This window comes from Microbulbifer weihaiensis, from assembly GCF_048323715.1.
Taxonomy (GTDB): Bacteria; Pseudomonadota; Gammaproteobacteria; order Pseudomonadales; family Cellvibrionaceae; genus Microbulbifer.
In genome coordinates, this window is sequence record NZ_JBLWFL010000010.1 from 57,711 (window position 1) to 83,439 (window position 25,729).

At 57.0% G+C, this 25,729-nt stretch carries 18 protein-coding genes and 1 other RNA gene; 9 read left to right on the top strand and 10 right to left on the bottom strand.

Annotated elements, in window-relative coordinates:
- Positions 1–17 precede the first annotated feature (17 nt).
- Positions 18–953, top strand: a complete 936-nt coding sequence (gene ttcA, locus ACNKU7_RS12630; RefSeq protein WP_418297350.1) for a tRNA 2-thiocytidine(32) synthetase TtcA — start codon at positions 18–20, stop codon at positions 951–953.
- On the opposite strand, the gene ACNKU7_RS12635 is transcribed toward ttcA, so the two are convergent.
- On the bottom strand, positions 850–1,509 hold the full coding sequence (locus tag ACNKU7_RS12635; protein ID WP_418297351.1) for a hypothetical protein: 660 nt from the start codon (positions 1,507–1,509) through the stop codon (positions 850–852). The genes ttcA and ACNKU7_RS12635 overlap by 104 nt on opposite strands.
- Before the next feature lie 223 nt (positions 1,510–1,732).
- On the opposite strand from ACNKU7_RS12635, the gene putP reads away from it, so the two are divergent.
- The 5 genes from putP (at position 1,733) to ACNKU7_RS12660 (ending at position 9,950) form a co-directional block, all read left to right on the top strand.
- Positions 1,733–3,202, top strand: a complete 1,470-nt coding sequence (putP, locus tag ACNKU7_RS12640) for a sodium/proline symporter PutP (protein ID WP_418297352.1) — start codon at positions 1,733–1,735, stop codon at positions 3,200–3,202.
- Positions 3,203–3,273: 71 nt separating this feature from the next.
- On the top strand, positions 3,274–3,786 hold the full coding sequence (locus ACNKU7_RS12645) for an O-acetyl-ADP-ribose deacetylase (RefSeq protein WP_418297353.1): 513 nt from the start codon (positions 3,274–3,276) through the stop codon (positions 3,784–3,786).
- A 261-nt stretch (positions 3,787–4,047) separates the two neighbouring features.
- Positions 4,048–8,895 carry an RHS repeat-associated core domain-containing protein gene (locus tag ACNKU7_RS12650; protein WP_418297354.1) on the top strand — a complete coding sequence of 1,616 codons (4,848 nt, stop codon included), beginning with the start codon at positions 4,048–4,050 and terminating at the stop codon, positions 8,893–8,895.
- Positions 8,892–9,314: a DUF7919 family protein gene (locus ACNKU7_RS12655; RefSeq protein ID WP_418297355.1), complete on the top strand. Its 423-nt coding sequence runs from the start codon at positions 8,892–8,894 to the stop codon at positions 9,312–9,314. The genes ACNKU7_RS12650 and ACNKU7_RS12655 overlap by 4 nt, the downstream gene beginning before the upstream one ends.
- Positions 9,315–9,485: 171 nt before the next feature.
- Positions 9,486–9,950 (top strand): Mpo1 family 2-hydroxy fatty acid dioxygenase, encoded by a 465-nt coding sequence (locus tag ACNKU7_RS12660; RefSeq protein WP_418297356.1) that lies wholly within the window; start codon positions 9,486–9,488, stop codon positions 9,948–9,950.
- Positions 9,951–10,074: 124 nt separating this feature from the next.
- On the opposite strand, the gene ACNKU7_RS12665 is transcribed toward ACNKU7_RS12660, so the two are convergent.
- The 3 genes from ACNKU7_RS12665 to ACNKU7_RS12675 all read right to left on the bottom strand — a co-directional run bounded on the left by ACNKU7_RS12665 (position 10,075) and on the right by ACNKU7_RS12675 (position 15,348).
- Complete coding sequence (locus ACNKU7_RS12665; protein ID WP_418297357.1) at positions 10,075–13,266, bottom strand: efflux RND transporter permease subunit; 3,192 nt, start codon at positions 13,264–13,266, stop codon at positions 10,075–10,077.
- A gap of 16 nt (positions 13,267–13,282) precedes the next feature.
- The gene (locus tag ACNKU7_RS12670) at positions 13,283–14,476 is read right to left on the bottom strand and encodes an efflux RND transporter periplasmic adaptor subunit (protein WP_418297358.1); all 1,194 of its coding nucleotides are present in this window, start codon (positions 14,474–14,476) and stop codon (positions 13,283–13,285) included.
- A gap of 386 nt (positions 14,477–14,862) precedes the next feature.
- Complete coding sequence (locus tag ACNKU7_RS12675; RefSeq protein WP_105103798.1) at positions 14,863–15,348, bottom strand: Lrp/AsnC ligand binding domain-containing protein; 486 nt, start codon at positions 15,346–15,348, stop codon at positions 14,863–14,865.
- A gap of 272 nt (positions 15,349–15,620) precedes the next feature.
- On the opposite strand from ACNKU7_RS12675, the gene ald reads away from it, so the two are divergent.
- Positions 15,621–16,766, top strand: coding sequence for an alanine dehydrogenase (ald, locus tag ACNKU7_RS12680; RefSeq protein ID WP_418297359.1), 1,146 nt, complete (start codon positions 15,621–15,623; stop codon positions 16,764–16,766).
- A gap of 206 nt (positions 16,767–16,972) precedes the next feature.
- Here the strand turns inward: ald and ACNKU7_RS12685 are convergent, their stop codons facing one another.
- Together ACNKU7_RS12685 and ACNKU7_RS12690 are read right to left on the bottom strand one after the other, a co-directional pair.
- Positions 16,973–17,689, bottom strand: coding sequence for a 16S rRNA (uracil(1498)-N(3))-methyltransferase (locus ACNKU7_RS12685; RefSeq protein ID WP_418297360.1), 717 nt, complete (start codon positions 17,687–17,689; stop codon positions 16,973–16,975).
- A 79-nt stretch (positions 17,690–17,768) separates the two neighbouring features.
- Complete coding sequence (locus ACNKU7_RS12690; protein WP_418297361.1) at positions 17,769–18,611, bottom strand: 6-pyruvoyl trahydropterin synthase family protein; 843 nt, start codon at positions 18,609–18,611, stop codon at positions 17,769–17,771.
- A gap of 229 nt (positions 18,612–18,840) precedes the next feature.
- Between ACNKU7_RS12690 and ffs the strand changes: the two genes are divergently transcribed.
- Positions 18,841–18,937, top strand: an RNA gene (gene ffs / locus ACNKU7_RS12695) — signal recognition particle sRNA small type.
- A gap of 287 nt (positions 18,938–19,224) precedes the next feature.
- Complete coding sequence (locus tag ACNKU7_RS12700; protein WP_418297362.1) at positions 19,225–21,138, top strand: M2 family metallopeptidase; 1,914 nt, start codon at positions 19,225–19,227, stop codon at positions 21,136–21,138.
- 262 nt (positions 21,139–21,400) lie between these two features.
- On the opposite strand, the gene ACNKU7_RS12705 is transcribed toward ACNKU7_RS12700, so the two are convergent.
- The 4 genes from ACNKU7_RS12705 to purM all read right to left on the bottom strand — a co-directional run bounded on the left by ACNKU7_RS12705 (position 21,401) and on the right by purM (position 25,670).
- Positions 21,401–22,813 carry an OmpP1/FadL family transporter gene (locus tag ACNKU7_RS12705; protein WP_418297363.1) on the bottom strand — a complete coding sequence of 471 codons (1,413 nt, stop codon included), beginning with the start codon at positions 22,811–22,813 and terminating at the stop codon, positions 21,401–21,403.
- Positions 22,814–23,041: 228 nt separating this feature from the next.
- Positions 23,042–23,881, bottom strand: coding sequence for a DUF3108 domain-containing protein (locus ACNKU7_RS12710; protein WP_418297364.1), 840 nt, complete (start codon positions 23,879–23,881; stop codon positions 23,042–23,044).
- 30 nt (positions 23,882–23,911) lie between these two features.
- Positions 23,912–24,607: a phosphoribosylglycinamide formyltransferase gene (purN, locus tag ACNKU7_RS12715; RefSeq protein WP_418297365.1), complete on the bottom strand. Its 696-nt coding sequence runs from the start codon at positions 24,605–24,607 to the stop codon at positions 23,912–23,914.
- 7 nt (positions 24,608–24,614) lie between these two features.
- Positions 24,615–25,670 carry a phosphoribosylformylglycinamidine cyclo-ligase gene (gene purM, locus ACNKU7_RS12720; protein ID WP_418297366.1) on the bottom strand — a complete coding sequence of 352 codons (1,056 nt, stop codon included), beginning with the start codon at positions 25,668–25,670 and terminating at the stop codon, positions 24,615–24,617.
- Positions 25,671–25,729: the final 59 nt, after the last annotated feature.

A 25,729-nucleotide genomic window follows, 5' to 3' on the forward strand; every position in this document is an offset into this window, starting at 1 on the left:
GAGTTTGAGATTTACCAATGTCTGATCTGGAAAACCGCCGCGACCGGCTGGAATTCAACAAGCTGCAAAAGCGCCTGCGCCGCAATGTGGGCAAGGCGATCGCCGACTTCAACATGATTGAAGAGGGCGACAAGGTGATGGTGTGCCTGTCCGGTGGTAAGGATTCCTACGCGATGCTGGAAATCCTGATGAACCTGCAAAAGACCGCGCCGGTGAACTTTGAGCTGGTGGCGGTCAATATGGACCAGAAGCAGCCCGGCTTTCCCGAACATGTGCTGCCGGAATACCTGCAGTCTGTAGGGGTGCCGTACCACATCGTGAATAAAGACACCTACAGTGTGGTGAAAGAGGTGGTACCGGAAGGCAAGACGACCTGTGGGCTCTGTTCGCGCCTGCGCCGCGGTACCCTGTACGGCTTTGCGGAGGAGATCGGTGCGACTAAGGTGGCGCTGGGGCACCATAAAGACGATATCGTCGAGACGCTGTTCCTGAATATGTTTTACGGCGGCCGCCTGAAAGCGATGCCGCCGAAGCTGCGTGCGGATGACGGGCGCAATATTGTGATCCGCCCGCTGGCCTACTGCCGCGAGTCAGACCTGATTGCCTTTGCGGAGCACAAGCAGTTCCCGATTATTCCGTGCAACCTGTGCGGCAGCCAGGAAAACCTGCAGCGCCAGGCGATCAAGGGCATGCTGAACGAATGGGAGCGCAAGTTCCCGGGCCGCAGCGACAATATTTTTGCGGCGCTCACGCGGGTGTCCCCGTCGCAGTTGGCGGATCGGGATCTGTACGATTTCGAGAGCCTGGAGCTGGATCGCTCTGAACCGGCGCCGGCAGCGGACGCGCGCTCTATCGAGCAGTCTGTGGATTCCTGGATTCCCGAAGATGCCCGCGAGGAGGATCTTCCGGAGCAGGCGGCACAGCCTTTGTATATCGAGGCGCGAAACCTGTAATCGGGTTGTTTTCCGGATTATTCCCTTGCACTGCCGTGGCACTTGCCGCGGCAGTGTCGTTTTGGGGCTGGCATTTTTCCGCAGGTTTGATCAGCCGGCAGTAGCTGTCGACAAAATCCCGCAGACTGGCACTGGGGCCGTGGTGGAAGTATTTCTTCCACAGTTTGGCCATCCTCGGTAGGTCTTCCCGTTCAATGTTTTCCACGCCGGCCGAGCGGTAGATCAGCCACGCGATGGCGGTGGCGTAGCGCAGGTTGGTGGCGAGTTCGGCGTGGGGGTGCTGCAGGAAGTCGCGCTGGCTGGCGAGACCGCGTACCTTAGACGCCAGCGCCGGGAAGTTGATCAGGTATTCATCCCAGATCTGGCGGTGTGTGTTGGGTTGTATCTGGAAGATGCCCATACCGTGCCGCCGGCCGAGCTTGAGGTGAAATCCGAGTTCGGATTCCTGAGCCGCGGTGCCGAGGAGCAGGGCTTCCATACCCGGTGACCAGGCGCGTAATTGCTTCAGCGTGGGACGAACTACCAGTAACCGCAGTTCGTCTAGACAAATACCCATAGTGTTGTCGATTCTTCCCTACAGCCGGCATGTGCTACCGGGGGTGATGAGGCGCATGAAAATTCCATTTTCTGCGTCCTGTTACACCCAATGTGTAGTTTGCGGATTGAGCAAACGCCAGCGAATAGGTAGATTTGCGCGCAATTAAGACCAATAACAGTCGGCAGAGCCTAAAATTCCGCCTTAAAAGGCTATCTCTGCCAAACCAGACGGGGATCTCTACATGTCCGGACAATGGCTTGTCGCCTTAACCTTTATCGCCTATCTGGCGTTCATTTTGGCCATTGGTGTGTACGCCTATCAGCGTACCATGAATGCCAGTGACTACTTCCTCGGTGGGCGCTCGCTGCCGCCGGCGGTAGCCGCGTTGAGTGCGGGCGCGTCAGACATGAGCGGTTGGCTGCTGTTGGGGCTGCCAGGTGCGGCCTATGCCACGGGGCTGTCTTCGGCGTGGATAGCCATTGGCCTGTTCAGTGGGATTTTGCTGAGCTGGATCACAATGGCCCGCCGCCTGCGGATTTATTCCTATGCGCTGGACGATGCACTCACGGTGCCTGCCTACCTGCACCGGCGCTTCAATCTCGCCCATCCCTACTTGCGCACGATATGCGCCGTTTTCATTTTGCTGTTTTTCCTGTTTTACGTGGCCTCCGGCCTCATTGCCGGCGGCAAGCTGTTTGAAACGGTATTCGGGTGGGACTACCAATGGGCGGTATTCATCGGCGCGGCGGCGGTGATTTCCTACACCCTGTTTGGTGGTTTCCTTGCGGTTTCCTGGACTGATGTATTTCAGGGGCTGCTGATGAGCCTGGCGCTGGTGATTGTGCCGGTGATGGTTATTTCCGATGAGGGCGGGCTGGGTAATGCCTGGTCCACCATGCAGCAACAGCACCCGGAGCTTATGCACTGGATGACCGATAACACCGGGGCAACACTGACCGCGGCCGCCATTCTGAGCTCGCTGGCCTGGGGGCTGGGTTACTTTGGCCAGCCGCATATCCTCGCGCGTTTCAAAGCACTGCGGCATCCCGATGATATGCCGGCTGCGGCTACTGTCGCGGCGGTCTGGTCCCTGGCTGGTTTTCTCGGCGCTCTGGCGGTAGGCCTGTTCGGGCACCTGGAGCTGTCACAGACCCTGCCGGATGGCGAGCGTATTTTCATGGCTCTGGTCGAAGCGCTGTTCCATCCATTGGTCGCAGGTATCCTGCTGGCTGCGATTCTTTCGGCCATCATGAGTACTGCGGATTCACAGTTGCTGGTTTCTTCCGCCGCGCTTGCCGAAGATATTTACCATGTGTGGTTCGGCCGCAAGGTTTCGTCAGAGCGCCTGGTGGTGGTGGGGCGCTGGGCTGTGATCGGGCTGTCCCTGATTGCGGTGGGCGTGGCGATGGATCCGGATTCCAAGGTGCTGGATGTGGTGGCTTACGCGTGGGCTGGTCTGGGTGCGGCTTTTGGCCCGGCGATCCTGATCAGTCTGTACTGGTCGCGGATGACTGGCGCGGGAGCCATTGCCGGTGTGCTGGTGGGCGGGCTTACAGTGTTGATCTGGAAGCAGCTCTCCGGCGGTATCTTTGATGTCTATGAGCTGCTGCCAGGCTTCTTACTCTCCGCAACTGCTATTGTTTTAGTTAGTGCTGTGACGTATTGCCCCGATGAAGTTTCAACGCGCCACCGTCAATTGCTGGGGCAGTAGCGCTCTAAAATCACAGTGTTTGGCGTGAATATTCACGTCTGACCGGTGGTGCCGTGGTTGGAGTATCTAGAGTGATCGAAGTACACCTCGGTGATATCACTCGGTTACATGTCGATGTAATCGTCAATGCAGCCAACCAGCGGCTTTTGGGCGGAGGTGGTGTTGATGGCGCTATCCATCGTGCCGCAGGCCCTGAACTGCTGGAAGCCTGTCGCCAGATTGGCGGCTGCCCGGTGGGCGATGTGCGCTCAACCCCTGGCTTCAGGTTACCGGTTAAACGGATTTATCACACGGTCGGTCCGGTGTGGCGTGGCGGCAACCTCGGCGAGCCGGAGTTACTTGCCAGCTGCTACCGCCAGTGCCTCGCGCTGGCGCGCCGGGAGAATATTCACAGCATCGCATTCCCCGCAATCAGTTGCGGAATCTATGACTATCCCCACGAGCAGGCCGTGGAGATCGCCGTGGAGCAGGTGCAGCAGCACCTGGATCGCGATGGTGGACCTCGCCATATAATTTTCTGTTGTATTGACGACGATATGGCCGAGCTGTATCGGTTGCAGCTGGATGCCTGCGTGCGCAGGTAATTTTTTGCCAGGAATTGCTTGCCAGTTGGTACGCACAAGATGTCCCGTCGCTTCGCGAAGAGGCGTCGGGGCATTTTTTATGAGCGCTAATTAGCACTGCCGTAACAGTCACGCCCATGCACTGAAAATAGTTCGCAAAAAATACCCAATAAATGGATTTCATCACAGCCGTTGGCTTTGCCGTGCTGTGCACTTCTTTTAGAATTTCGCCCCTAAGGATTCGCGCGGGAAATGGAGCCTGCGTACTGAAAGGGAAAATTCATGCAGATTCTAGTTGAGAACCAGCGGGGGGACCGCTATCGGGTTAGCGAAGGTTGGGCTACTGCCCCAACCACGTTTCATAACGACGCAGCTGCGGGTCTTCTCGCTTCTTTTTCCCCTTCCACGCTCGATCAGATTTATGATCGGTTTCTCTCTTCGCAGCCTTTTACTGCCGACGCCGCCCATAAACAGGATCACCTGATTGCCGCGGCCACGTCTGATGCTCCGGCCCACTTCAGCGAAGCCCATCGCGCAGTATATGTGGCTGTCCGTCAGCACCGCCTGTTGCTCGAAGTCGCACCACTGCAGGAAGGCGAGCTGGATGCGCAGTTGTCCAAGCTGCGCAACGGTATCCGCATGGGGCTGCAGAAAGTCATCGCGGAGGAACGTGCAGAAGCGGCTCGGATTCAGGCGGTACATGAAAAGCGCAACGAGTTTGAAAAAGCCGGTGCTCACGTGGTGCATGGAGCCCGGGCATTGGGTAAGGCCGCGTGGGATCTTGCGTTGTGGACCAAAGATGTTGCCGATGTGGTGGCGCTGGTCAGCCCGGTTCGCCAGCAGACGCAACTGTTGAGCGCAACCTACGATTACTACATTCACGATAAAAGTTTCGACGATTCCGCGAGGGAGTATCTCAGCAACGTTAAAAAAGAACTGGCGGAAGCGCTGGGATTTGATCCCAGCACCATCACCTCAGGCCAGCTGGAGCAGGCGTTTGATATTGCGCACCTGGTCTATGACGATCCGACACTGCGCAACGATATCAGCCGTTTCGGCAAAGACTACGTCAAAGCCCAGCACAGCCTTGAAATTGCCGAGTTTGTCGGTGGGGGCCTGTTCGAAATCATTCTTACCATCGTGCTTGCGGCGGTAACCGGAGGCGTTGGCGCAGTTGCCGCGATGGCAAAAAATGCCCGGCTGCTGAACCTGTTCAAGGGCATCGGCGATCAGATGCTGGAATTCGCCCGCTACCAGCGTCGTCGCATGGCACTGGCCAAAACCCGCGGGGCAAAATCCGGTGGTGCGTCGCTTTCTGACCTCAAGTCTACCGAGGCGACGGTGTCAACAGCCGCCGCTGCCGACGCCACCAGCGGTGGTGCGAAGTCGTCCGGAAAATCTGCAGCCACCAAGCAGCCGGACGGCAAAGAGTCACAGCAACCGGCCGCTGACCCCAACGAACCCGATAACAACAGTACCGATACGGGCCGCAACCACAACGGCGACAGCTCGCAGTGCAACGCCAAAGCCTGTGAGGGCGGTGAGCCAATCAACCTGAAGACCGGTGAAGAGCGCCTGACACTGGTCGATGCAGTGCTGGATGGCCCGCTGCCACTGACCATGGCGCGCACCTACCGCAGCAGTAACCACAATGACTTCGGTCTCGGGTACGGCTGGACTCATACTTTCGGCGAGCGGCTTGAATACCGCGGTGCCGGAAACCCGCTGCATTTTCACGACAGCGAAGGCCGGGTCATTGTGCTGCCGCACCCGGGCGGGAGCGGGCGCAGCCACAACGTAGTGGAAAAGCTGAGCCTCAAGCGCGTCGATGACAAGCACTGGGTCATCACCCCCTACGGCGCACCGGCCGGCTTGCAGAAACACTTCAAGGGGCTGAACCCCGGCGACAACCGCTTGGCTCTGGCGGAAATCCGCGACGGTTACAACAATTTTTACCGTTTCCACTACGTCGAGAAGCAACTGATCTGCGTGGAGAGCAGCCTCGGCGAAGCGCTGCATATCTCTCCGGTCAATGGCCGCATCGGCGAGCTTAAAAAAGAAACCCGCGATGGCCGTATTCAGTCCATCGCCAGCTACGAATACAGTGCTGAAGGCGACCTGATACGCGCAACCGACGCAGACGGCTTGAGCGAATCGTATGCGTATCAGGGCCACGTGATCCGCAAGCGTACCCTGAAGACGGGTTACAACTTCCACTTCGAGTGGGATGCCGAGGGGCCCGGCGCGCGCTGTATGCGCCAGTGGGGCGACGACATCAATGGCCAGCCTACTTACAATTACCGCTTTGTGTGGGATGACGATGGCAAGGGCGTTAATGTCATCGACACCCGCGGGGGCGAGGAACGCTACCGCTTCAACGAGCGTGCACTGCCGATCTACCATCGCGACCAGGAAGGGGGCGAGACCCTTTACCAATATAATGCGCTCGGTCAGCTCACCGTTGTGCAATTGCCGGCTGAAGCGGGCCAACAGCGGGAAGAGCACTACGAATACGACGACTATGGGCGCCTGGTCGCCAAGACCGACGCCACCGGCGGTGTACACCGCATCGAGTACAACGCGGAAGGGCTGCCGGCGAAGATCACTGACGCCAGCGGTCGTGTTTGGAAACGAGAGTACAACACCAGCGGTCAGATCACTGCGTCTACCAATCCACTTGGCCACAGTACCAAGTACACCTACAACCCGATTGGCCTCGTCGGCAGTGTCACCGACCCACTGGGCAACACCACCCGCTACCTGTGGAACCCCCAGGGCAAACTGGCCGCGGTACACGACCCCATGGGGCGCTCGCAGCACTACCGCTACGATATTGCCCAGCGCCTGACCGAAGTCCAACACGCACCTGAACTCAGCACCCGCTACGAATACGACCGCCAGGATCGTATCAGTGCAGTAATTGCCCCGGATGGCGGGCGCACGGAATACCGCTACAACGCACAGGGGCTGGTAGCGGAAATCATCGATGCCGAAGGCCGCAGCACCCGCTACGACTACGACGGCCTGAGCCAGGTCACCGCGCGTACCAACCCCGATGGCAGCCGTCTGCAATACCAGTACGACGGTGAGCGCAACCTGGTTGGCCTGGTCAACGAAAAGGGCGAGCAGTACCAGCTCAAGTACGACCTGAAAGAGCGCCTGATCGAGGAGGTGGGCTTCGACGGCCGCGTTACCCGTTATGCCTATAACGCCGCTGGCCATCTCATCGGCAGCCGCGCAGTCACCGATATCGAGTCAGGCAAAGGCATCGACACCCTGTTTGAGCGCGATGCCTTCGGCAGGCTGCTGCAGGAAACCACCCCGGACGGCGTAACCAGCTTCCGTTACAACCGCATGGGCCAGATGACCGAAGCGGAAAACGCTCACCGTAAACTGCGCTGGGAATACGATGCCTGTGGCCGGGTAATTGGCGACTGGCAGGATAACGCCGAGATCCGCCACCGCTACGACGCCGCCGGCAACCGTATCGCCAGCGTACTCCCCGACGGAGAGGAATTGCGCATCGGCTACAACGCCGCCGGCCAGTTCGAAAGCCTGCACCGCCGCCCGGCAGGTGCAGAGGCGGAACAGTTGCTGGCGCAGATCAGCCGCGACGAACTGGGCCGCGAAACCCATCGCCAGCACGGCAATGGCCTCGCCACCGAAAGCCAGTACGACCCCCAGGGCCGCCTGCATAAACTGCGCCTGGGCAAAGGCGAAGGGCCAGTAGAAAACCCCGTCCTTGAACGCACCTATGGCTACAATCGCAGCGGCCAGATAACCCACATCGGCGACAGCCTGCGAGGCGACCGCCAATTCCACTACGATGCCCTCGACCGCCTGACCCAGGTGGATGGCCCCAACCCCGAGCACTTCGTCCACGACCCTGCGCACAACATCCTCGCCGCGGCTGGTAGCTCGGAAGAGGCGAAACAAGAAGCCGGTGCGACCCAGGTCAGCGGTAACCGCCTGAAGTTCCGCGGCGACACCCACTACGAATACGATGTCCAGGGCAACCGCATTGCCGCGCTGCGGGGCAAGAGTCAGAAGCTTCAGACCCGCTACCGCTACAACAGTAAGCACCAGCTGATTGCCGTTGCCCACTACCGAGTAGACGACAAGGGCGAAGCGCAGTTACAGAACGAAACCTGTTATCAGTACGATGCACTCGGTCGCCGCATCAGCAAAAAGGGGTTCGAACAGACAACCGATTTCCTATGGAATGGTGACGTTCTTCTGCAGGAAAAGGTTCGAGATACCGAAACCTCGCAGGATCTGACATCACGCTCCTACTACTTCGAACCCGCCACGTTCAAGCCCATCGCCTTGTGCGAAGGTGGCGAGGTTTACAGTTACCACCTTGATCACCTCGGTACGCCAGATGCGCTGACAAATGAAGAAGGTGAGGTGGTGTGGAGCGTTAGCTACAAGTCTTATGGCTGTGTGGCTATTGCTCATAGGGGCGAGATTGTCCAGCCGATTCGCTTTCAGGGACAGTATTTTGATGATGAGAGTGGGTTACATTACAACCGGTTTAGGTATTACGATCCTTGGCTAAGCGTCTTCACCTCACAGGATCCAATTAGACTCGTTGGTGGGTATAACTTATATGGCTTTGTTCCAAATCCGTTGCATTGGATAGATCCTTACGGCTTGTCATCTAAAGATTGTGATCTAAATGGGGGCGGTAAAAGGATTGTTTTTGCAGGGCATGGAAGTGTGAATGAAAGAAAAATGGTGAAGGTGCCAGAAGGAACTTCCGTAACAATATATAGTTCGCCAGGGGCGACAATTACAGATGATTTAGGCGTTGCGATTGAAAATGGAATACCTCTTGAGCATGGTGCCTTTTCAAAAGTTTATGGTCCTGGTGAAGAGATGCCAGAGTTAACTTTGTTTCCCAATTGTGGAAAGCTAAATCTGCAGCCGACGTCCAGAACTGTGAATGTTGATACAACTATTGATAAACTTCTGCGCCCGAATATGGGAGAGTGTCACTGGGCTGCATGTACTTATGATCCAAACCATAAAAACTCTAACCTCATTTATCACACGGACGGCGTGTATAAAGAAGAATCAGACGGTTTTTACAAGCAGGTCGGAGAAGGGTGGGAGAAGCTAGAGGAATGAATAAAATTTTTCAAAGTGGTGGAATATTTGTACACCCTAGTAATCATAAGAAAATAGCCAGTTTTGATGCGGGATTACTATTTTCCGAAGTCGAGCTGGTTTCAAAAGAAGGCTTTGTAGATAATCTTTGGTTCCTTTACCAAAAAGGGCGGAGTGTAAATGTCCGTCGTCACTTGGCTTATTTGGAATTGGCTGGGGGGAAGATGGAGCTATGCGAGCTATTTTTTTCGAAGAACGGAGTTGAAACAAAAGAACAGCTAACGGATTGCGAAATACTGGCTGAAAATGATTCTGGAGTCACATTTTATGCACACTCCAGTATCATTTATGCAGTTCAAAAGTACGGTTACAAACCGCCGGATCAGTTTATTGATGCCGTTAAGGATGAAGTTATTAGGTTACGAAACGCTAACCGGTGAAGCTTAATGAGCGGTATGTTAACCGCTTCGAATGTTTAAAAAGTACTCTAAGGCCAGTTTGTTGTCAGAGAAATTAGAATCTTGTTTTTGTGACTGATCGGTTCTTGATGATTCTTGGAGTACGATCTCCGGATAGCCATAACCCAATAACAACCAAGGCGAGAATCCAATATGCGCACAGCAGATCAATGGTTCACCGAGTACGGTGAGAGCCACCAGAATTCCACCAACAAGGCCATTCACTGGGTGGCGGTTCCCCTGATCTACGCGACAGTCGTGGGCCTGTTCTGGTCTATTCCCCAGCCCGAGTGGATGGCCCAGATTGCATGGTTGAACTGGGCGGTGGTGGCGCTGGTGCCGACGATGTTGTTTTACCTGCTGATGTCTGTGCCGCTGGCGCTGGGTATGGCTGCGCTCTCTGCCATATGCCTGTGGGCCTGTAGTGCGCTTCAGGCGGCCGGGCAGAGTGTGCTCTGGTGGTCGGTTGGGGTGTTTGTGGTGATGTGGGTGTTCCAGTTTGTGGGGCACCATATTGAGGGCAAGAAGCCGTCGTTTTTCAAAGACCTGCAGTTCCTGCTGGTGGGCCCGGCCTGGGTGATCGGGTTTCTGTACCGCAAGCTGGGTATCAAGTACTAGACCCGGTTTGTCAGCGTTATCGTCATCCCGGCGCCAGTGCCTCGACAGTTGGCGGCGGCATGAGGATAACGTTTTTGGTTCGTCCCGGTAAAAGCCCCTTCAGCGGCTGTCGCTTGCCACTCGCTTATTCTGCGGCCTTGTCATGGCCGTGCTCTTGCTGGGCTCTCTGCTCCAGCTTGGCAGCTTCTCCAGTTTCCCCCTTGTGCACCTTCTCCCGCAGCCCCTGGACCACTTTGAAGAAGATGGGCACCAGTAGCGTGCCTGCGATACACGCCATGATGGTACCGCCCATGACAGCGGTGCCGAGAGAGATCCGGCTGGCGGCGCCGGCACCCGATGCGATCACCAGTGGGATGGAGCCAACGACGAAGGAGAGAGTCGTCATGATTACCGGGCGGAAGCGCAGTTTTGCTGCCGTCACTGTCGAGTCGTGCAGCGACAGCCTTTCTACCTCGCGTTGGGTTTTCCCGAACTCCACGATCAGGATCGCGGTTTTCGCGGCCAGGGCGACCAGCAGCACCAGGCCAATCTGGCCATACAGGCTGAGGGGTTCCCCGGCAATGATCAGTGCGGCAATGGCACCGACGATGGCGATTGGCACAGAGAGGATGATCGCGAATGGCGTCATGAAGGATTCATACAGTGCCGCGAGGAACAGGAAGGTAAAGATCAGCGACAGCACCAGGGCGATGGTGGATGCATTGCCGGCTTTGCGCTCTTCGTAGCTGGAATCGGACCAGTCGTACTTGAAGCCGTCGGGAAGGGTCTCGATGGCGACCCGCTCGAGTGCGTCCATGGCGTCGCCCGAGCTGAAACCTCCGGCCACATTCGGACCGCCGCTGATTTTGGCCGCGTCATAGGTGTTGTAGCGTTTGAGCGTCACGGCACCGAGGATTGGCTCGGTGCTCAGGATGGCGGGAAGCGGAATCGGCTCACCTTTGTTGTTAGTGATATAGATTTTCTCCAGATCTTTTTCCTGCTGGCGGAACCTGGATTCGGCCTGCACCATGACCTTGAAGGTCTTGTTATACAGGTTGAAGTCATTGACATAAATGGCGCCGAGCTGGGTTTGCAGTGTCAGGAAAATATCACTGATTTTTACCCCCAGAGTCTTGGCTTTTACCCGATCGATATCCAGCCGGATCTGGGGGGAGCCGGCCTTGAATATCGAGAAGGCCCGGGCAATTTCCGGCTGTTCAGTGGCGGCGGCAGAGAAGTCCTGCACGACTTTGAACAGCTCCTGTGCGCCCACACCCTGGGTATCCTCGAGCATGAACGAGAAACCGGACATGGCGCCGAGTCCGGGAATGGCGGGCGCACCAAAGACGAGTACCTGTGCCTCGGGCAGCTGGGCGAATTGCGCCTGGTATTTTTGTTGCAGCGCCTGCTGCGACACCTCAGGGGACTTACGTTCGTCCCAGGACTTGAGTTTGGCGATGACCATGCCCGCGTTCGACTGCAGCATCACATTGAGCAGGCTGAAGCCATTCACCGACAGGACTTTGTCCACGGCTGGATCCTGCATCAGTGCCTCGTTGATCTGGTCGATGACCTCCGCGGTGCGCTCCAGCGCGGCCGCTTCGGGCAGCTGAACGTCGACCATGAAGTATCCCTTGTCTTCATCCGGGATGAAGCTCCGGGGCACAGACTGAAACAGCAGGAACAGGCAGACGAACAGGCCGGCAATGATAGCGAGGCTGATCAATATATGCCGGGCGAGCCAGTCCACGATTTTCAGGTAGCCGTTGGAAACTTTATCAAACCCCCAGTTGAATCCGCGGATAACCGGGTTGGGCTTGCTGTGGCCTTCCTTCAAAATGGTCGAGCACAGTGCCGGGCTGAGTGTCAGCGCATTGATCATGGAGATCAATACGGAAACGGTAATGGTGGTGCCGAACTGGCCGAACATTCGCCCGGTCATACCTGGCAGCAGCATGGTTGGCCCGAATACGGCCACCAGCACCATGGACGTTGCGACAATCGGGCCGGAAACCTCTTTCATGGCCTTGGCGGTAGCCGCGCGCTTGTCCAGACCCTCTTCGTGCATGATGCGTTCTACGTCTTCGACGACGATGATGGCATCGTCAACCACCACCCCGATGGCGAGAATCAGGCCGAACAGGGTCACGGTGTTGATCGTCATCCCCATCGCATTCAGAACCGCGAGGGTGCCGATGATGGATACGGGCACTGCCAGGGTGGGTACAAGGGCTGCGCGCACATTACCCAGAAACAGATAAGTCACGATGATGACGAGGATGATCGTCATGATCAGGGTGAACACTGTCTCTTCCAGGGATACGGCAATGAACTCCGTGGTGTCGTGGCCGATGACCGCTTCAACCCCTTCGGGGAAGTACTGCGACAGCTCCTCTACCTTGGCTTTGACATTCTCCGCTACTTCCAGCGCGTTGGCGTCGGACAGCTTGTAAATCGCCAGCAGCACACCGGGGCCATTGTTGTATTCGCCATACCCTTTGTATATCTGCGCGCCGAGTTCCACCCGCGCGATATCCCTGACGCGCACGACCCCGCCTTTTTCATCGGCGCGCAGCACGATATCGCCGAACTCCTCCTCAGAGTTCAGGCGGCCTTTGGTCGTGAGTACATACTGGAACTGGGTGGACTCCGGCGAGGGCGGTGAGCCGAGCTGGCCTACGGCTGCCTGGATATTCTGTTCCCGAATTGCGCCGAGTACTTCCGGCACGGAAATTTCCAGATTCGCCATCTTCACCGGGTCGAGCCAGATCCGCATGCCGTAATCCAGCGGGCCGATGATTTTTGCCTCGCCCACACCCGGTACGCGGGCAAGTTCGTTGAGCAGGTTCAGCGAGGCAAAGTTGGACAGGAATACACCGTCGAACCGGTTGTCCGGGGAAAACAGGTTGACCACCATCAGCATGTCGGAGGAGCGCTTGCGTACCTTGATGCCGCGCTTCAGCACTTCCGGGGGGAGGGACGGTTCTGCCAGCGCCACCCGGTTCTGCACGTCCACCTGCGCCATGTCGTCGTCGGTGTCCATGTCGAACGTCATGAACAGTGTATAGGTGCCATCGCTGCCGGAGTTGGAGGTCATGTAAACCATGCCCTCGGCACCGTTTACCTGCTCTTCAATGGGAATCGCGACGGCATTCTTCACCGTCTCGGCATCCGCACCGGGGTAAACGGCAACCACTGAAATTTTCGGCGCCGCGATATCCGGGTACTGATCCACTGGCATCACGATCGCCGAGAGTAAACCCAGAAAGGTGATCAGGATCGCGATCACGAAGGCGAAGCGCGGGCGTCGGATAAACAGATGGGTATTCTCGCTCACTGCTCAGTTTCCCACGCTACTTGCCGGTTTCATAAGGGGTGTAGACGTCACCGGGCTGGTTCTGCTGCCTCACTTCCATGGTTGACCTCTGGTATTCCCGGAAGGCTTCCTGCTCTTTGCGCAGTTGCTCGCGCAGGGAGCGGGGCGGTGGGCGCAGATTTGGTGGTGTCGGGTCTTCGAATTGCTTGATTTCGACTGGGGTGACTTCCACGGCGTCGCCGGGGCTCACTTTCTGCAGGCCCTCAACGAGTACCCGGTCGCCCACTTTGAGCCCTTCGCGCACAGCCCAGTTAGGCCCTATACGCATGCCGACTTCGATATTGGCCCGTTTGACCTTGCTGTCCTGGTCGAGCAGGTAAACGTAGTGTCCTTGCTGATCCTGAGAAACCGCCTTTTGCGGGATCACAATGCGTTTTACTTCTTCCAGGAGCTTGCCGTGCAGGGTGACATTTTCTTCGGGAAGGAGCAGGCCGTCAGAATTGGGGAACAGGACACGCGCAGCGACAGTGCCTCTAGTGGCGGCTGCAGTGGCATCCCAGGAGAAGAATTCTCCCTTGTACGGATACACGGTACCGCCCGGGAGTACGATGTAGAGCTCCATGTTGGGCATGGCGCGCCCTTGCTGCTTCAGTTTATCCAGCGCGCTGTAAAACTCGTTGTAGGCCTTCTGGCCGATGTGCGCGAGTACATACACCGGGTCTACCTTGATGAGCTGGGTAATCGGCACCGAGTTGGGCAGAATGAAAAAGTCGCCCACAGCGTAGTTGGGATGCCCCACACGCCCGGAAAATGGTGCGACGATTGAGGTATGAGAAAGATCCTGTCTCGCCTGCTGCAGTGTGGTCTGTGCAGTGTTGAGCTGCGCTTCTGCCGCCTGCATGGCGGATTTTGCGGTGTCGAAGTCTTTCGCTGAAATATATCCTTGAGGACGCAGGTTTCGCGCGCGATTGAAATTGGCCTTTGCCTGTTCGTAATTGGACATCGCTTCGGCGACGCTGGCTTGGGCCGTCGCTACTTTAGTCTCAAAGGGGTAGGGATCCAGCCTTACGAGTTCTTCGCCCTGCTTGAAATACTTTCCCGGCTCGATGTTTTGATAGAGGATTCTCGACGCGACCAGGGGGAAAATCTGTGCGGTCTCCACGGCTTCCACCACCGCGGGCACTTCAAAGCTCGGCCTGAAGCTCACGTACTTGGCTTCGACGACCTCCACTTTTTTGGGCGGTGGAGTTGGTTTCGCGGCTTCTTTTTCTCCGCAGCCGACGGCTACCAGACATGCTGAGAAAAAAAGATTCCGCCAACGGAGTGGGTTACGTAGAGATTGGTACATCATTTCCCGCAACTTGAGTTAATAAACCTACCTCCATTAATCCTAGAGGGCGGGGCGACAAGTGGTGAGAAGTTGGTCAATAGTTGGCGCGATTCTGTTTTTTACGTGCTTTGACCGCTTCTGTTATGCAGTTTGGCCCGGCGTTAGCGTGAGGAGAGGCGTGGAGGCCCCTGGCTGAGGAGGGGCTCTTAAGCGGACTGTGCCGCCGTGCACCTCACTGTGGTGAATGAGGTGGTTCGGTTGGAAAGAGGCAATCCTGGGAGGTCGTTTTAGCGATTGTAGTGCACCGGCACTTCCAGGGTTTCCTTCACCTGTTCCATCACCACGTAGCTGGTGCACTCCTGAACTTCCGGAAGGGTGAGCAGGGTTTCGCCATAAAATTTCCGATAGGCGCTCATGTCTGCTACCCGCGCTTTGATCAGGTAATCGAAATTGCCCGAGACCAGGTAACACTCCTGAACCTCCGGCAGCGCGGATACAGCGTTGCGGAACGCTTCGAAGGCATCCTGGGCTGAGCGGTTGAGACTGATCTGAACAAACACTACCAGTGCGGCGTCGAGAAACTCCGGGTTGATCAGTGCCGTATATCCCTGGATCACGCCATCGGACTCCATTCTTTTCACCCGCTCCACACAGGGTGTAGGCGTGAGGCCTACCTGGCGGGCCAGCTCCGCATAGCTGGTGCGTCCGTTCTTCTGCAGTACCCGCAGGATATTGCGATCGATAGTGCTCAATTCATTGGCGCGGCGTTTCATGGCGCTCTCCTGGCGTCAAAGGGTTTTCAGGCCCATTAGTGGGTGAAAATACGGGACTTACTGGTCGCGATTGCTGCTTGATCTGGCTGTGGTGCCAGAACCAGTTTCGTATGGTTGAAAAATGTGCAAGGGCATGCTCTAGCCAGTGGATTCCACTAATCCTAACCAAAAATGTACAGAAAACAACTTCCAGAGCAGCCCTATACTAGCCGAAAGCCAAGAAAAACGGGGCGCAGTTGTTTGCGTTCACGGAGCCTTTAGGAGAAGTCGTTATGTTGATCGGTGTACCAAAAGAGATTAAAAACCACGAGTACCGCATCGGTCTGACTCCAGCGAGCGTTCGCGAGCTGGTCGGGCATGGCCACGAGGTGATCGTGCAGAAGGATGGCGGTTCCGCCATCGGTTTTACTGACGAAATGTATGAGCAGGCTGGTGCCAAGATCATTGCCAGCGCGGAAGAGATCTTCGCGACCGCTGAAATGATCGTCAAGGTAAAAGAGCCCCAGCCGCACGAGTGCGAAATGCTGCGCCCGGGCCAGCTGCTTTACACCTACCTGCACCTGGCGCCCGATCCCAAGCAGACCGAGCTGCTGGTGAAATCCGGTGCAACCTGCATTGCTTACGAAACCGTAACCGACCGTTTCGGCGGCCTGCCGCTGCTGGCGCCGATGTCTGAGGTTGCTGGCCGTATGTCCGTACAGTGCGGCGCGCATCACCTGGAAAAAGCCCAGGGCGGCCTGGGTGTACTGCTGGGCGGTGTTCCCGGTGTAGCCCCGGCAAAAGTGCTGATTATCGGCGGTGGCGTGGTTGGTACCAACGCAGCCAAAATGGCGCTGGGTATGGGTGCTGACGTGACCATTCTGGATCGCTCCCTGCCGCGTCTGCGTCAGCTGGACGATATCTTCGGCGGCGCTGTGCGCACCGAATACTCCACTAACGATGCGATTGAGCAGCATGCACTCGAAGCTGATCTGGTTATCGGTGCAGTTCTGATTCCGGGTGCGGCAGCACCGAAGCTGCTGACTCGCGATCACATCAGCCGCATGAAGAAAGGCGCGGTGGTTGTGGACGTGGCGATCGACCAGGGCGGTTGTTTCGAAACTTCCAAGGCGACTACCCACCAGGAGCCGACCTACGTGGTCGACGGCGTGGTGCACTACTGTGTAGCCAACATGCCGGGCGGTGTCGCTCGTACCTCTACCATGGCGCTGAACAACGCAACCCTGCCGTTTGCGGTTGCACTGGCCAACAAGGGCGCGAAGCAGGCACTGCTGGATGATGCCAACCTGCTGGAAGGCCTGAACGTTCACGCCGGTATGGTGACGTACAAAGCCGTCGCTGATGTTCTGGGTTACGAGTACGTAGATCCCAAACTGGCTCTGCAGAAGTCTGCGGTGGAATCCGGGGTTGCGGCTTGATCTAACGCCCTATGAAAAATTTTGAACCTGTTCTCTTCTTGGGGCTGTGAGGCCCCGCTCTGTGAGACCTGGCAGTGTCCGACTGCCCTTCGTAGCCGCGCTTTTTAGCGCGGCTTTTTTATTGCCTAAAAGTCCTGTCGGACAGCGAGCGTCGGTAGGGGAGTTGTGTTGCGAGTTCGGCTGGGAGAGCGGGGCTCCCGCCGGGGTCAGCGGGCGGGAAACAGCCGGCTGAGCAGCACGGGCAGCGCTGTTTCGACTCTCAGGATACGCGGCCCCAGGTGGACGGCGCTGAAACCCTGCTCCTGGAGCTTATCCACTTCATACGGTATGAATCCGCCTTCGGGGCCGACCGCCAGCGTTACCGGGGTATGGATATCCACGGGGCAGGGCGCATCAGTGACCGGGTGGGCGACCAGCTTGAGTGAGTCGGCCGCTATGGCTGGCAGCTCGTCTTCCACGAAAGGCTTGAAGCGCTTGCGCAGTTCGATCTGCGGCATGATGGTGTCTACGGCCTGCTCCAGACCGAGAATGCATTGTTCGCGCAGCTTGTCTTCCGTCAGCCACGGACTCTGCCAGTAGGATTTTTCCACGCGGTAGGCGTTGACCAGATAGAGCTTTTTTACCCCGAGAGCGGTCGCGTGCTGGATGGTGCGTTTCAGCATTTTGGGGCGTGGCAGGGCCAGAACCATTGTCAGTGGCAGTGCCGGTGGTGGTGCCTGGTGCAGCGCTACATCGAGCTCGACCCGTTCTGCATCCGCTTGGCGCACCGTAGCATGTCCGATCTCTCCGTTGACCAGGCCCACTTTCAATTGTTCGCCGGCCTGTGCCCGGTGTACTTCAGTGATGTGCTGGTGGCGCCGGCCAAAAAGCACGGCGCGCCCCGGTGCGACAAAGTCGCTACTCTCGAGAAGAATGAGGTTCAAGACCTGGTCCCCACAGCGGTCAATTTTCAGTGGATCTGGAGGTGCGGTAATGGGCCGCCGACGGCAGTGTTCGTATCAGTTAGGCCCGGGCAGTGGCTACTGCGCCCTTGCCGATGCCCTCGTAAGCCCGCACTGTGATTTCCGCGCCCGGGTTGCTGCCAGCCAATGTGGCGGCAATGTACTGGGCCAGCTGCTCAACGGTGGTATCACACTCGAGGATCTCGCAGCGATTGGCGGGGATACTCAGTGTAAAAGCTCCCTGGCGGGCGCTGTAGGCGAAGTGCAGCTGGTCACCCTGTGCTTGCTGGAGGTCTTCGCGGGTGCCGAGATAGATATCGGCCCAGCGCGCCGCCCATTCCGCTTCCAGTTCGCTGGAGCGCTTTCCGTCGACATCGATACGGATCTGTGAGCGATGGCCGTGGGCAATACGCTGGCAGTTGCCATCGTGCTTTTTAAGGCCGTGGCTGTAGTGGTAATACGGTGTGTCGATGACTTCGGTGGAAAATGTCAGGCTGAGCTTGTCCACGCTGGTAGGGAATACCCCGGCCAGTTGTTGTACGCACCAGCCAGCCACGGACTCTGCGGTGATCTCCCCGGCTTCAACCAGCGCGAAGGCCTGTGCCGGGCCACTCACGGTCACGGTGTCGCCGGAGTCCAGCTGCCATGTAATATCCACGGTGTCGCCATCTCGTGACAGCGAGAGGTGGGGGGATCCGGTGGGAACAAGCAGGCGGTGATCGAGCTCTGTGTCCAGCCAGTTTCGCAGGGTCTTTTTGACGATGCCAAAATCCACCACCATGCCTTGGTGATCCAGTGCGCCGTCGAGCGCGGCGTTGGCCAGCCAGGTTTCGCCGACAATACCGCGACAGTGGTCGAGGTAGCTGAAATCCACGTTGGTAAGGCTGTCGACAAACAGGTGCATAGAAATTCCGACTGCGAGAATGGAAGGGGCGGCCCGGTTTCGGGCGCGGCACAGTATAGCTTTTTGGCGGTGGAAATTGTCGCCCGGAGGCGGTGATTTTTCATTCGCCAGAGAAGTTTCCCAAAAGGGGGTGGCAAGCGGCGCGTCGAATCTCTATAATCGCGCCCTCTTCGAGTGCAGGGGCTTACATCAAGCCGCCACTAACAAACTCGATGCGCTATGGTGGCCCTTCCGGTCTCCTCGCAATGATCAGCTGTAAACCCCGCCAGGCCCGGAAGGGAGCAACGGTAGCAGTGACATCATGTGCCGGGGGTGTGCTGGTTGGGCCGCCTCCATTTTTATCTCCCCGATTTTTCTTCTTCCACCCGATTCTCGTGTTGCCTGGTGTATTGCGGCGAGCGTACGAACTCTGCGTCTGAAATTTCAAGCAAGACATTTCTCCAAACTATGGTTCATTTGGGGAATTTTGTGCCTATGTGGCAATTGGGGCCGCTATGGCATCCCGGTCACGGTAGTGGGTGTGCTATAAAACGGCGACAGGTTCAGATACCGAGGCGCCTGCTTGCGCTCCGGGTCGAACCAACTAATAACGCAAAAAAAACAGGGGATGCTGATGAAAAAGCTAGCGCTGGTCATTGCCGCAACAATGGCTGTTTCTGCGTGTGACAACCGGGAAACGGAGCAGGGGGCAATACAGCAACCGGGGGCACCGTCTTCCGCGGCTCAGGTGTCCTATGGCGCCGATGATACCTCTGCGGGAACCGTGGCCCGAGCCGGTGTAGCCAGTACCAGCATCACGCCCGAGGGCGCGAAGGCATTCCTTGACGACGCGCAAGCCCGCCTGGAAAAGATGGCGGAAGAAGTCAGCCATGCGAGTTGGCTGGCATCAACCTATATCAACGTTGACTCCCAATATACCGAAGCTCTCGCAGTGGAGCGTTATACCTCACTGGCAGTAGAGCTGGCTCAGGAAGCGGCGCAATTCGACAGTCTGGAGCTCGACCCGGAAACCCGGCGCATGCTCACCATGCTTAAACAGGGCCTGGTTTTCCCTGCACCCAAAGATCCCAAGCTGACGGCCGAGCTGGCACAGATCGGTTCCAAAATGCAGGGCATGTACGGTGCCGGAAAGTATTGCATGGGCGAGGGCGACAAGGAGAAATGCTACACCCTGACCGAGATGGGCCAGTTGATGGCCAAGAGCCGTGATCCCAAATTGCTGAAAGATCTCTGGGTGGGTTGGCGCAAAGTTTCTCCGCCGATGAAACCGCTTTACGAGCGTCAGGTGGAAATCGGCAATGCCGGCGCGCAGGAGTTGGGTTATGACAACCTCAGCGTTATGTGGCGCTCCAAGTACGATATGCCCGCGGATGCTTTCGCGTCCGATATGGATGCGCAGTGGAACAAGGTAAAGCCGCTGTATGAAGCGCTGCATTGCCATGTGCGCGCCAAGCTGAACGAGCACTACGGGGATGACGTTGTACCTGCACAGGGCAAGATCCCCGCGCACCTGTTGGGCAACATGTGGGCCCAGGAGTGGGGCAACATTTACGACATCGTCAAAGATGATGATATGCAGGCGCCCTACGATCTCACCGAGCTGGTGGTGAAATCAGGCATGAGTGAGAAGGACATGGTCAAGGTGGGTGAGAAGTTTTTCACCTCCCTGGGTTTCAAGCCTCTGCCGGAAACCTTCTGGGAACGCTCCCAGTTTACGCAGCCACGCGATCGCGACGTGGTATGCCATGCGAGTGCCTGGAACCTCGATGGCCAGGACGATATCCGTATCAAGATGTGTATCAATAAAACAGGTGAAGACCTGATTACGATTCACCACGAATTGGGGCACAACTTCTATCAGCGGATTTATAACCAGCAGCCGTTCCTGTACAAAGAAGGCGCGAACGACGGATTCCACGAGGCGGTAGGCGATACGGTAGCGCTGTCCATTACGCCGAAATATCTGAAGCAAATCGGTTTGATGGACGAGATTCCCGGCGAAGATAAAGACCTTGGTTACCTGATGCAGCAGGCGCTTGACAAGATTGCATTCCTGCCGTTTGGTCTGTTGGTCGACAAGTGGCGCTGGCAGGTGTTCAACGGTGAAGTGCAACCGGGTGACTACAACAAGGCCTGGTGGAAATTGCGTGAAGAATATCAGGGCATCCAGGCTCCTGTTCAGCGCAGTGAAGCGAACTTCGACCCGGGTGCCAAGTATCATATTCCCGGCAATACCCCGTATGCGCGGTATTTCCTTGCACGCATCCAGCAGTTCCAGTTCCACCGTGCACTGTGTGAAGCGGCGGGTGAAACCGGGCCGCTGCACCGTTGCTCCATTTTCAAAAATGACGCCGCTGGCAAGAAGTTGCGCAACATGCTTGCCATGGGCGCCAGCAAGCCCTGGCCCGATGCGATGGAAGCTCTCACCGGCCAGCGTGAACTGGATGCTGCTGCGATCGTAGATTATTTCCAGCCGCTTATGGCTTATCTGCAGGAGCAGAATAAAGATCGCCAGTGCGGTTGGTGATCCTCTCGACAATAAAAAAAGCCCGGTATAGCCGGGCTTTTTTTATGGGAAGCGTTTGAAAAAATAAAAGCTGTCGGCTGCGGTCACCATAACTTGTGAGTCCCCGCGACGGAGGTCGTCGGCACTATAGTGTCCGTGCTTGAGTGTCTGTACTTGCGGAAGCCCGCACCCTCGAAAAAAGTCGCGGGCATGAACCCCTATAAAAAAGGGCCGGACATTTCTGCCCGACCCCAATGGCAAGTCGTTATCTGACCGTGCCCAATCAGAAGCTGTAGTTCAGGGATACACCGGCCAGCCAGGCTTCGAGGTTGGTGGTGCCACCATTGAAGTAGGTGCCCAGGGTAAAGTCACTGGATACCGGCAGTGCCTGGAACTCCTGGATGGTTTCATCGTCACCCCAGAGGTAAGCGAGGCCGCCGTCGATGCTCAACTGGTTGTTGATTTCATAGGTGCCGCCGAAAGTAACCCACTGGCGGTCGGCGTCCGGAATGGACAGGGTGCGCCAGGTAACGTCAAAGCCCGTAGCCAGGGTTTCTTCGTCGTAGAGTCCGTTGCGCGCAGCACCCTCATCGTAGGCATAGCCGACGCGCCAGGTCACTTCATCGCAGGGGTAGTATTCCAGGCCCAGGCTGTAACGCCAGCCGGAGCTGAAGTTTTCTTCCTTGATCTGGAATGGGTTGTAGCTAGAGATCCGATTGTCACCGACGCGCTGATTCGGGAAGAACGCTTCCAGGCGCTCGAAATCATCCCAGTCGGTCCACATGGCACCGAAGGCGATTCCCCAGTTGTCGTCGAAACGGTGATAAACACCCAGTTCCAGGGTGTCCGGGAGATCCAGCGTCAAGTTCGCGCGCTCGCCATCGAAGGTGCCGATGATCTGGCCCGCGTTGTTAAAGGCGGGGAGCAGGTCCGAGTTTACGTCGGCATCAATCTTTGGATCCAGTTCAGACTGGTAGGAAATACCGATATGGGTGCGCTCGTTAATACGCCACAGTGCACCGATGCTCCAGCCGTAGTCCCAGTCGTCCCCGTCTGCATCGAGAATCTTCAGATCGGAAAAATCCGGGTTGATGATGAAATCAGACGGCACTTTTGATTTCAGTGTGGCATCGGCATACAGGAAGTTTGCGGATATGCCGATGCTGAAGGTATTGTTGAAATCAAACGCCACGGACGGTGCGATGTTTACTGAAATCAGTTCAGTCTTGTCGGCGATATGAGTGACGGGCCAGCTGGCTCTGAAGTCTGTTTCCAGGCCATAGTCTGTATTCATCGCGAGGCCGAAAGACCAGCAGTCATTAAAAGGTACAGCCAGGTACGCGTTGGGTACCCAGGCGCTGCTGGCGTAATCGTTGGCTTCTGCGTAAAGCGGCTCGGCAAGCGGGAAGGGGCCGTTGGCCGTCAGCGCGTAGTATTCAGTAAAACCGGCGGCATCAATTTCCGGGTTCACGTAAGTCACGCCGCCCGAAATGGTGATGGTGTCAAACAGGGCCGACCCTGCCGGGTTGCGAGCCAGAATCGCCGCGTTGTCGCCGATCGCATTTTCAGCTGCAAAAGCACGGCCGAGACCAGAGGTGCTTGATTCCTGAAGTGCAAAGCCTGCAGCCAATGCGCCGTTGGATATGGAGCCGATCGCGGCGGCCAGTGCGGCTCTGCGCAGAATTTTGGTAGTCATGAGATCCCACTCTATTGCTAAAAAAAATGCCAACGCGTTTGCAACTTTACTTCGGCACTGGCAGTGAAGCATTTCCAGAATAGACTTTGCTTCAAGCAAACATATTCCTAGTAGGTTGAGTCTAGCAGTGCGAATTTTGTGCGCTGGGGAGAAACGGCGACTTTATAGAGGCTGCAAGCAGAAAAATCTACGTTTTGGCGTGATTTTTTTAGAGAGTGTGAAAAATATTTATTGCGATTTTTTCAGGCTGACGGCTTTTCCATCGATGGATAATTTTGTCAGGGTGATTTGATAGCTTTTGCCATTATCTTCCTGCTGCTGAAGTTTTACGAGAGCGTAATTCCACTGTGGTGCAAACCAGATGTTGGTGACGCGTTCTGAATCCTGAGCGCGCACTCGCTGGACTTTGATCGTTTCGACTGATCCCATCGGGGTGTCGATTTTTTCCGTACCGGTTACACGAAATTCGTAGTGCCGAATTTTCTTGCCATCGGCGACGTCATATTTCAGTTCTTTTTTTCCCGCGGCTACGTCCAGTGCCAATTGCAGCTGGTAGCTGATCTTGTCCTGGATGTCTTTCGGCGCGCTCTCGATGGTGTGGTCTTTATCGTAGACATTGATGACTCTGCGCTGCGTGCTTTCAAAGCTGAGGGCAGTGTGACGGTCTTTGCCGAGACCGGTTTTCTTGTAGTCGTAATGCAGAGGCACGAGCCGGCCTGCCTGTTGTGCAAAGCGGGAGTACTCCTCGATCTTGGCGAACATTGAGTTCGCGGAGAAGTCCAGCCGCCAGCTCTCGGGTGTGCCGGTCAACTTGCGCTCGGCCGTAACACCGAAGCCGGAGAATTCAGCCTTGTAGGTGGCAGTGAAGGGTTGCAGGACGGCAGCATGAGTGGGGCTGGTCTGCGAGGTATCTGGGGTTGCGTTGGAGACTGCCGGGGATTCCGGCGCAGTGGTCGTTGCGGATGTTGGCGCTGAGTTGGCCGCAGATTGGAACAACAGTACGGCTGAAAATGCTGCGATGACAATGCGGAGCAAGAGTGCACCTCCGGTCTTATGTTTGAATTCCATTCACACAGACCGGAAGTGTAGCCGGCCTGTCTATTCTGCTACCGGGTCTTCGGCGCCGTGGTAACGGTGGCCATTGCGGGGCAGTAGCTCACCATTCAGTTCAGTGCGGTCGCCAACCATCCGCAAGCGGCCCTGGGCAAACCAGCGGGCTGCGAGCGGGTAGATTTTATGTTCCTGCACCTGAACCCTTTGCGCAAGCGTCTCCGCGGTGTCGTCCGCGAGTACCGGCACGCTGGCCTGGATGATCGCCGGGCCGCCGTCCAGTTCTTCGGTGACGAAGTGCACGGTAACCCCGTGTTCACTGTCCCCGGCGTCGAGCGCACGCTGGTGGGTGTGCAGACCCTGGTACTTCGGCAACAAAGACGGGTGAATGTTCAACAGCCGGCCGCTGTAATGGCGCACAAAGCCCGGAGTAAGGATGCGCATGAAGCCGGCGAGGATGACGAGGTCGGGCTGGTAGGCATCGATGCTCTCGATCAGGGCCTGGTCAAAGCTCTCGCGATCCCCGTAATCCCGGTGGCTCAATACCTGGGTTTCCACCCCGGCTTTGCGCGCGCGGGTAAGGCCGAAAGCGTCGGCTTTGTTGCTGATCACCGCCTCAATGCTGTACTCGCTGCTGATTCCGGCAGCGTCATCCAGCAGGGCCTGAAGGTTTGAACCACTGCCTGAAATCAGTACCACAACACGACAGGGGCCGGCGAGCGGCCCTTTATTCAACTCGTTCATGCTCGGATTACAGGCCCTTCAGAACAACGGCTTCTGAGCTGTCGCCCGCGGTCTCGATACTGCCGATCACGAAGGCTTCTTCGCCGAGACCTTTGAGGGTTTCGATGGCCCGTTCGGCATCGGCACCGGGAACACAGATGACCATGCCCACGCCGCAGTTAAAGGTGCGGTACATCTCGCGCCCTTCAATGTTGCCGGCCTCCTGCAGCCAACGGAATACCGGAGGCAGCTGCCAGCTCTTGGTATCGATGACCGCGCTCGCGTTCTCTGGCAGTACGCGGGGCAGGTTTTCCAGCAGGCCGCCGCCGGTAATATGGCTGAGGGCGTTTACCTGGACGGATTTCATCAGCTCCAGCAGGGACTTGACGTAGATACGGGTCGGCGCCATCAGCGACTCGGCCAGGGTCTTTCCTTCCAGGTCTTTCTGCAGGTCTGCGCCACTGATCTCCAGAACCTTGCGGATCAGGGAGTAGCCATTGGAGTGGGGGCCGGAAGCGGCCAGGCCGATCAGCGCGTCGCCTGCCTGGACTTTGGAGCCGTCGATGATTTCGGATTTCTCCACCACGCCGACACAGAAGCCAGCCAGATCGTAGTCGTCGCCTTCGTACATGCCGGGCATTTCAGCGGTCTCGCCGCCAACCAGTGCACAGCCTGCCAGTTCACAGCCTTTGCCGATGCCGGAGACCACGTCAGCCGCGATATCGACATTCAGCTTGCCAGTGGCGTAGTAGTCGAGGAAGAACAGGGGTTCAGCGCCGGCCACTACCAGATCGTTGACGCACATGGCGACCAGATCGATACCAATGGTATCGTGGATACCCAGATCCATGGCCAGGCGAAGCTTGGTGCCGACGCCATCAGTGCCGGAAACCAGTACTGGCTCTTTGTAGCCGCTGGGCAGCTGGCAGAGGGCGCCGAAGCCGCCCAGACCGCCCATCACCTCTGGGCGCTGGGTGCGCTTGGCGACATGTTTGATACGCTCCACCAGAGCGTTACCCGCGTCGATGTCGACACCGGCATCTTTATAGCTGAGGGAAGGGGAGTTGGGCTTGGAGTCGCTCATTGATCAACCTTGCAGGGGCCTGAATTGAAGGGCGCGTATTCTAGTGGAAAATTCGTTAA

Coding starts and splice junctions, on each gene's coding strand:
- ACNKU7_RS12655 (WP_418297355.1), top strand. CDS start 8,892: ATGAATAAAATTTTTCAAAGTGGTGGAATATTTGTACACCCTAGTAAT.
- ACNKU7_RS12700 (WP_418297362.1), top strand. CDS start 19,225: ATGAAAAAGCTAGCGCTGGTCATTGCCGCAACAATGGCTGTTTCTGCG.
- ald (WP_418297359.1), top strand. CDS start 15,621: ATGTTGATCGGTGTACCAAAAGAGATTAAAAACCACGAGTACCGCATC.
- purN (WP_418297365.1), bottom strand. CDS start 24,607: ATGAACGAGTTGAATAAAGGGCCGCTCGCCGGCCCCTGTCGTGTTGTG.
- ACNKU7_RS12675 (WP_105103798.1), bottom strand. CDS start 15,348: ATGAAACGCCGCGCCAATGAATTGAGCACTATCGATCGCAATATCCTG.
- ACNKU7_RS12635 (WP_418297351.1), bottom strand. CDS start 1,509: ATGGGTATTTGTCTAGACGAACTGCGGTTACTGGTAGTTCGTCCCACG.
- ACNKU7_RS12705 (WP_418297363.1), bottom strand. CDS start 22,813: ATGACTACCAAAATTCTGCGCAGAGCCGCACTGGCCGCCGCGATCGGC.
- ACNKU7_RS12690 (WP_418297361.1), bottom strand. CDS start 18,611: ATGCACCTGTTTGTCGACAGCCTTACCAACGTGGATTTCAGCTACCTC.
- purM (WP_418297366.1), bottom strand. CDS start 25,670: ATGAGCGACTCCAAGCCCAACTCCCCTTCCCTCAGCTATAAAGATGCC.
- ACNKU7_RS12660 (WP_418297356.1), top strand. CDS start 9,486: ATGCGCACAGCAGATCAATGGTTCACCGAGTACGGTGAGAGCCACCAG.
- putP (WP_418297352.1), top strand. CDS start 1,733: ATGTCCGGACAATGGCTTGTCGCCTTAACCTTTATCGCCTATCTGGCG.
- ACNKU7_RS12710 (WP_418297364.1), bottom strand. CDS start 23,881: ATGGAATTCAAACATAAGACCGGAGGTGCACTCTTGCTCCGCATTGTC.
- ttcA (WP_418297350.1), top strand. CDS start 18: ATGTCTGATCTGGAAAACCGCCGCGACCGGCTGGAATTCAACAAGCTG.
- ACNKU7_RS12650 (WP_418297354.1), top strand. CDS start 4,048: ATGCAGATTCTAGTTGAGAACCAGCGGGGGGACCGCTATCGGGTTAGC.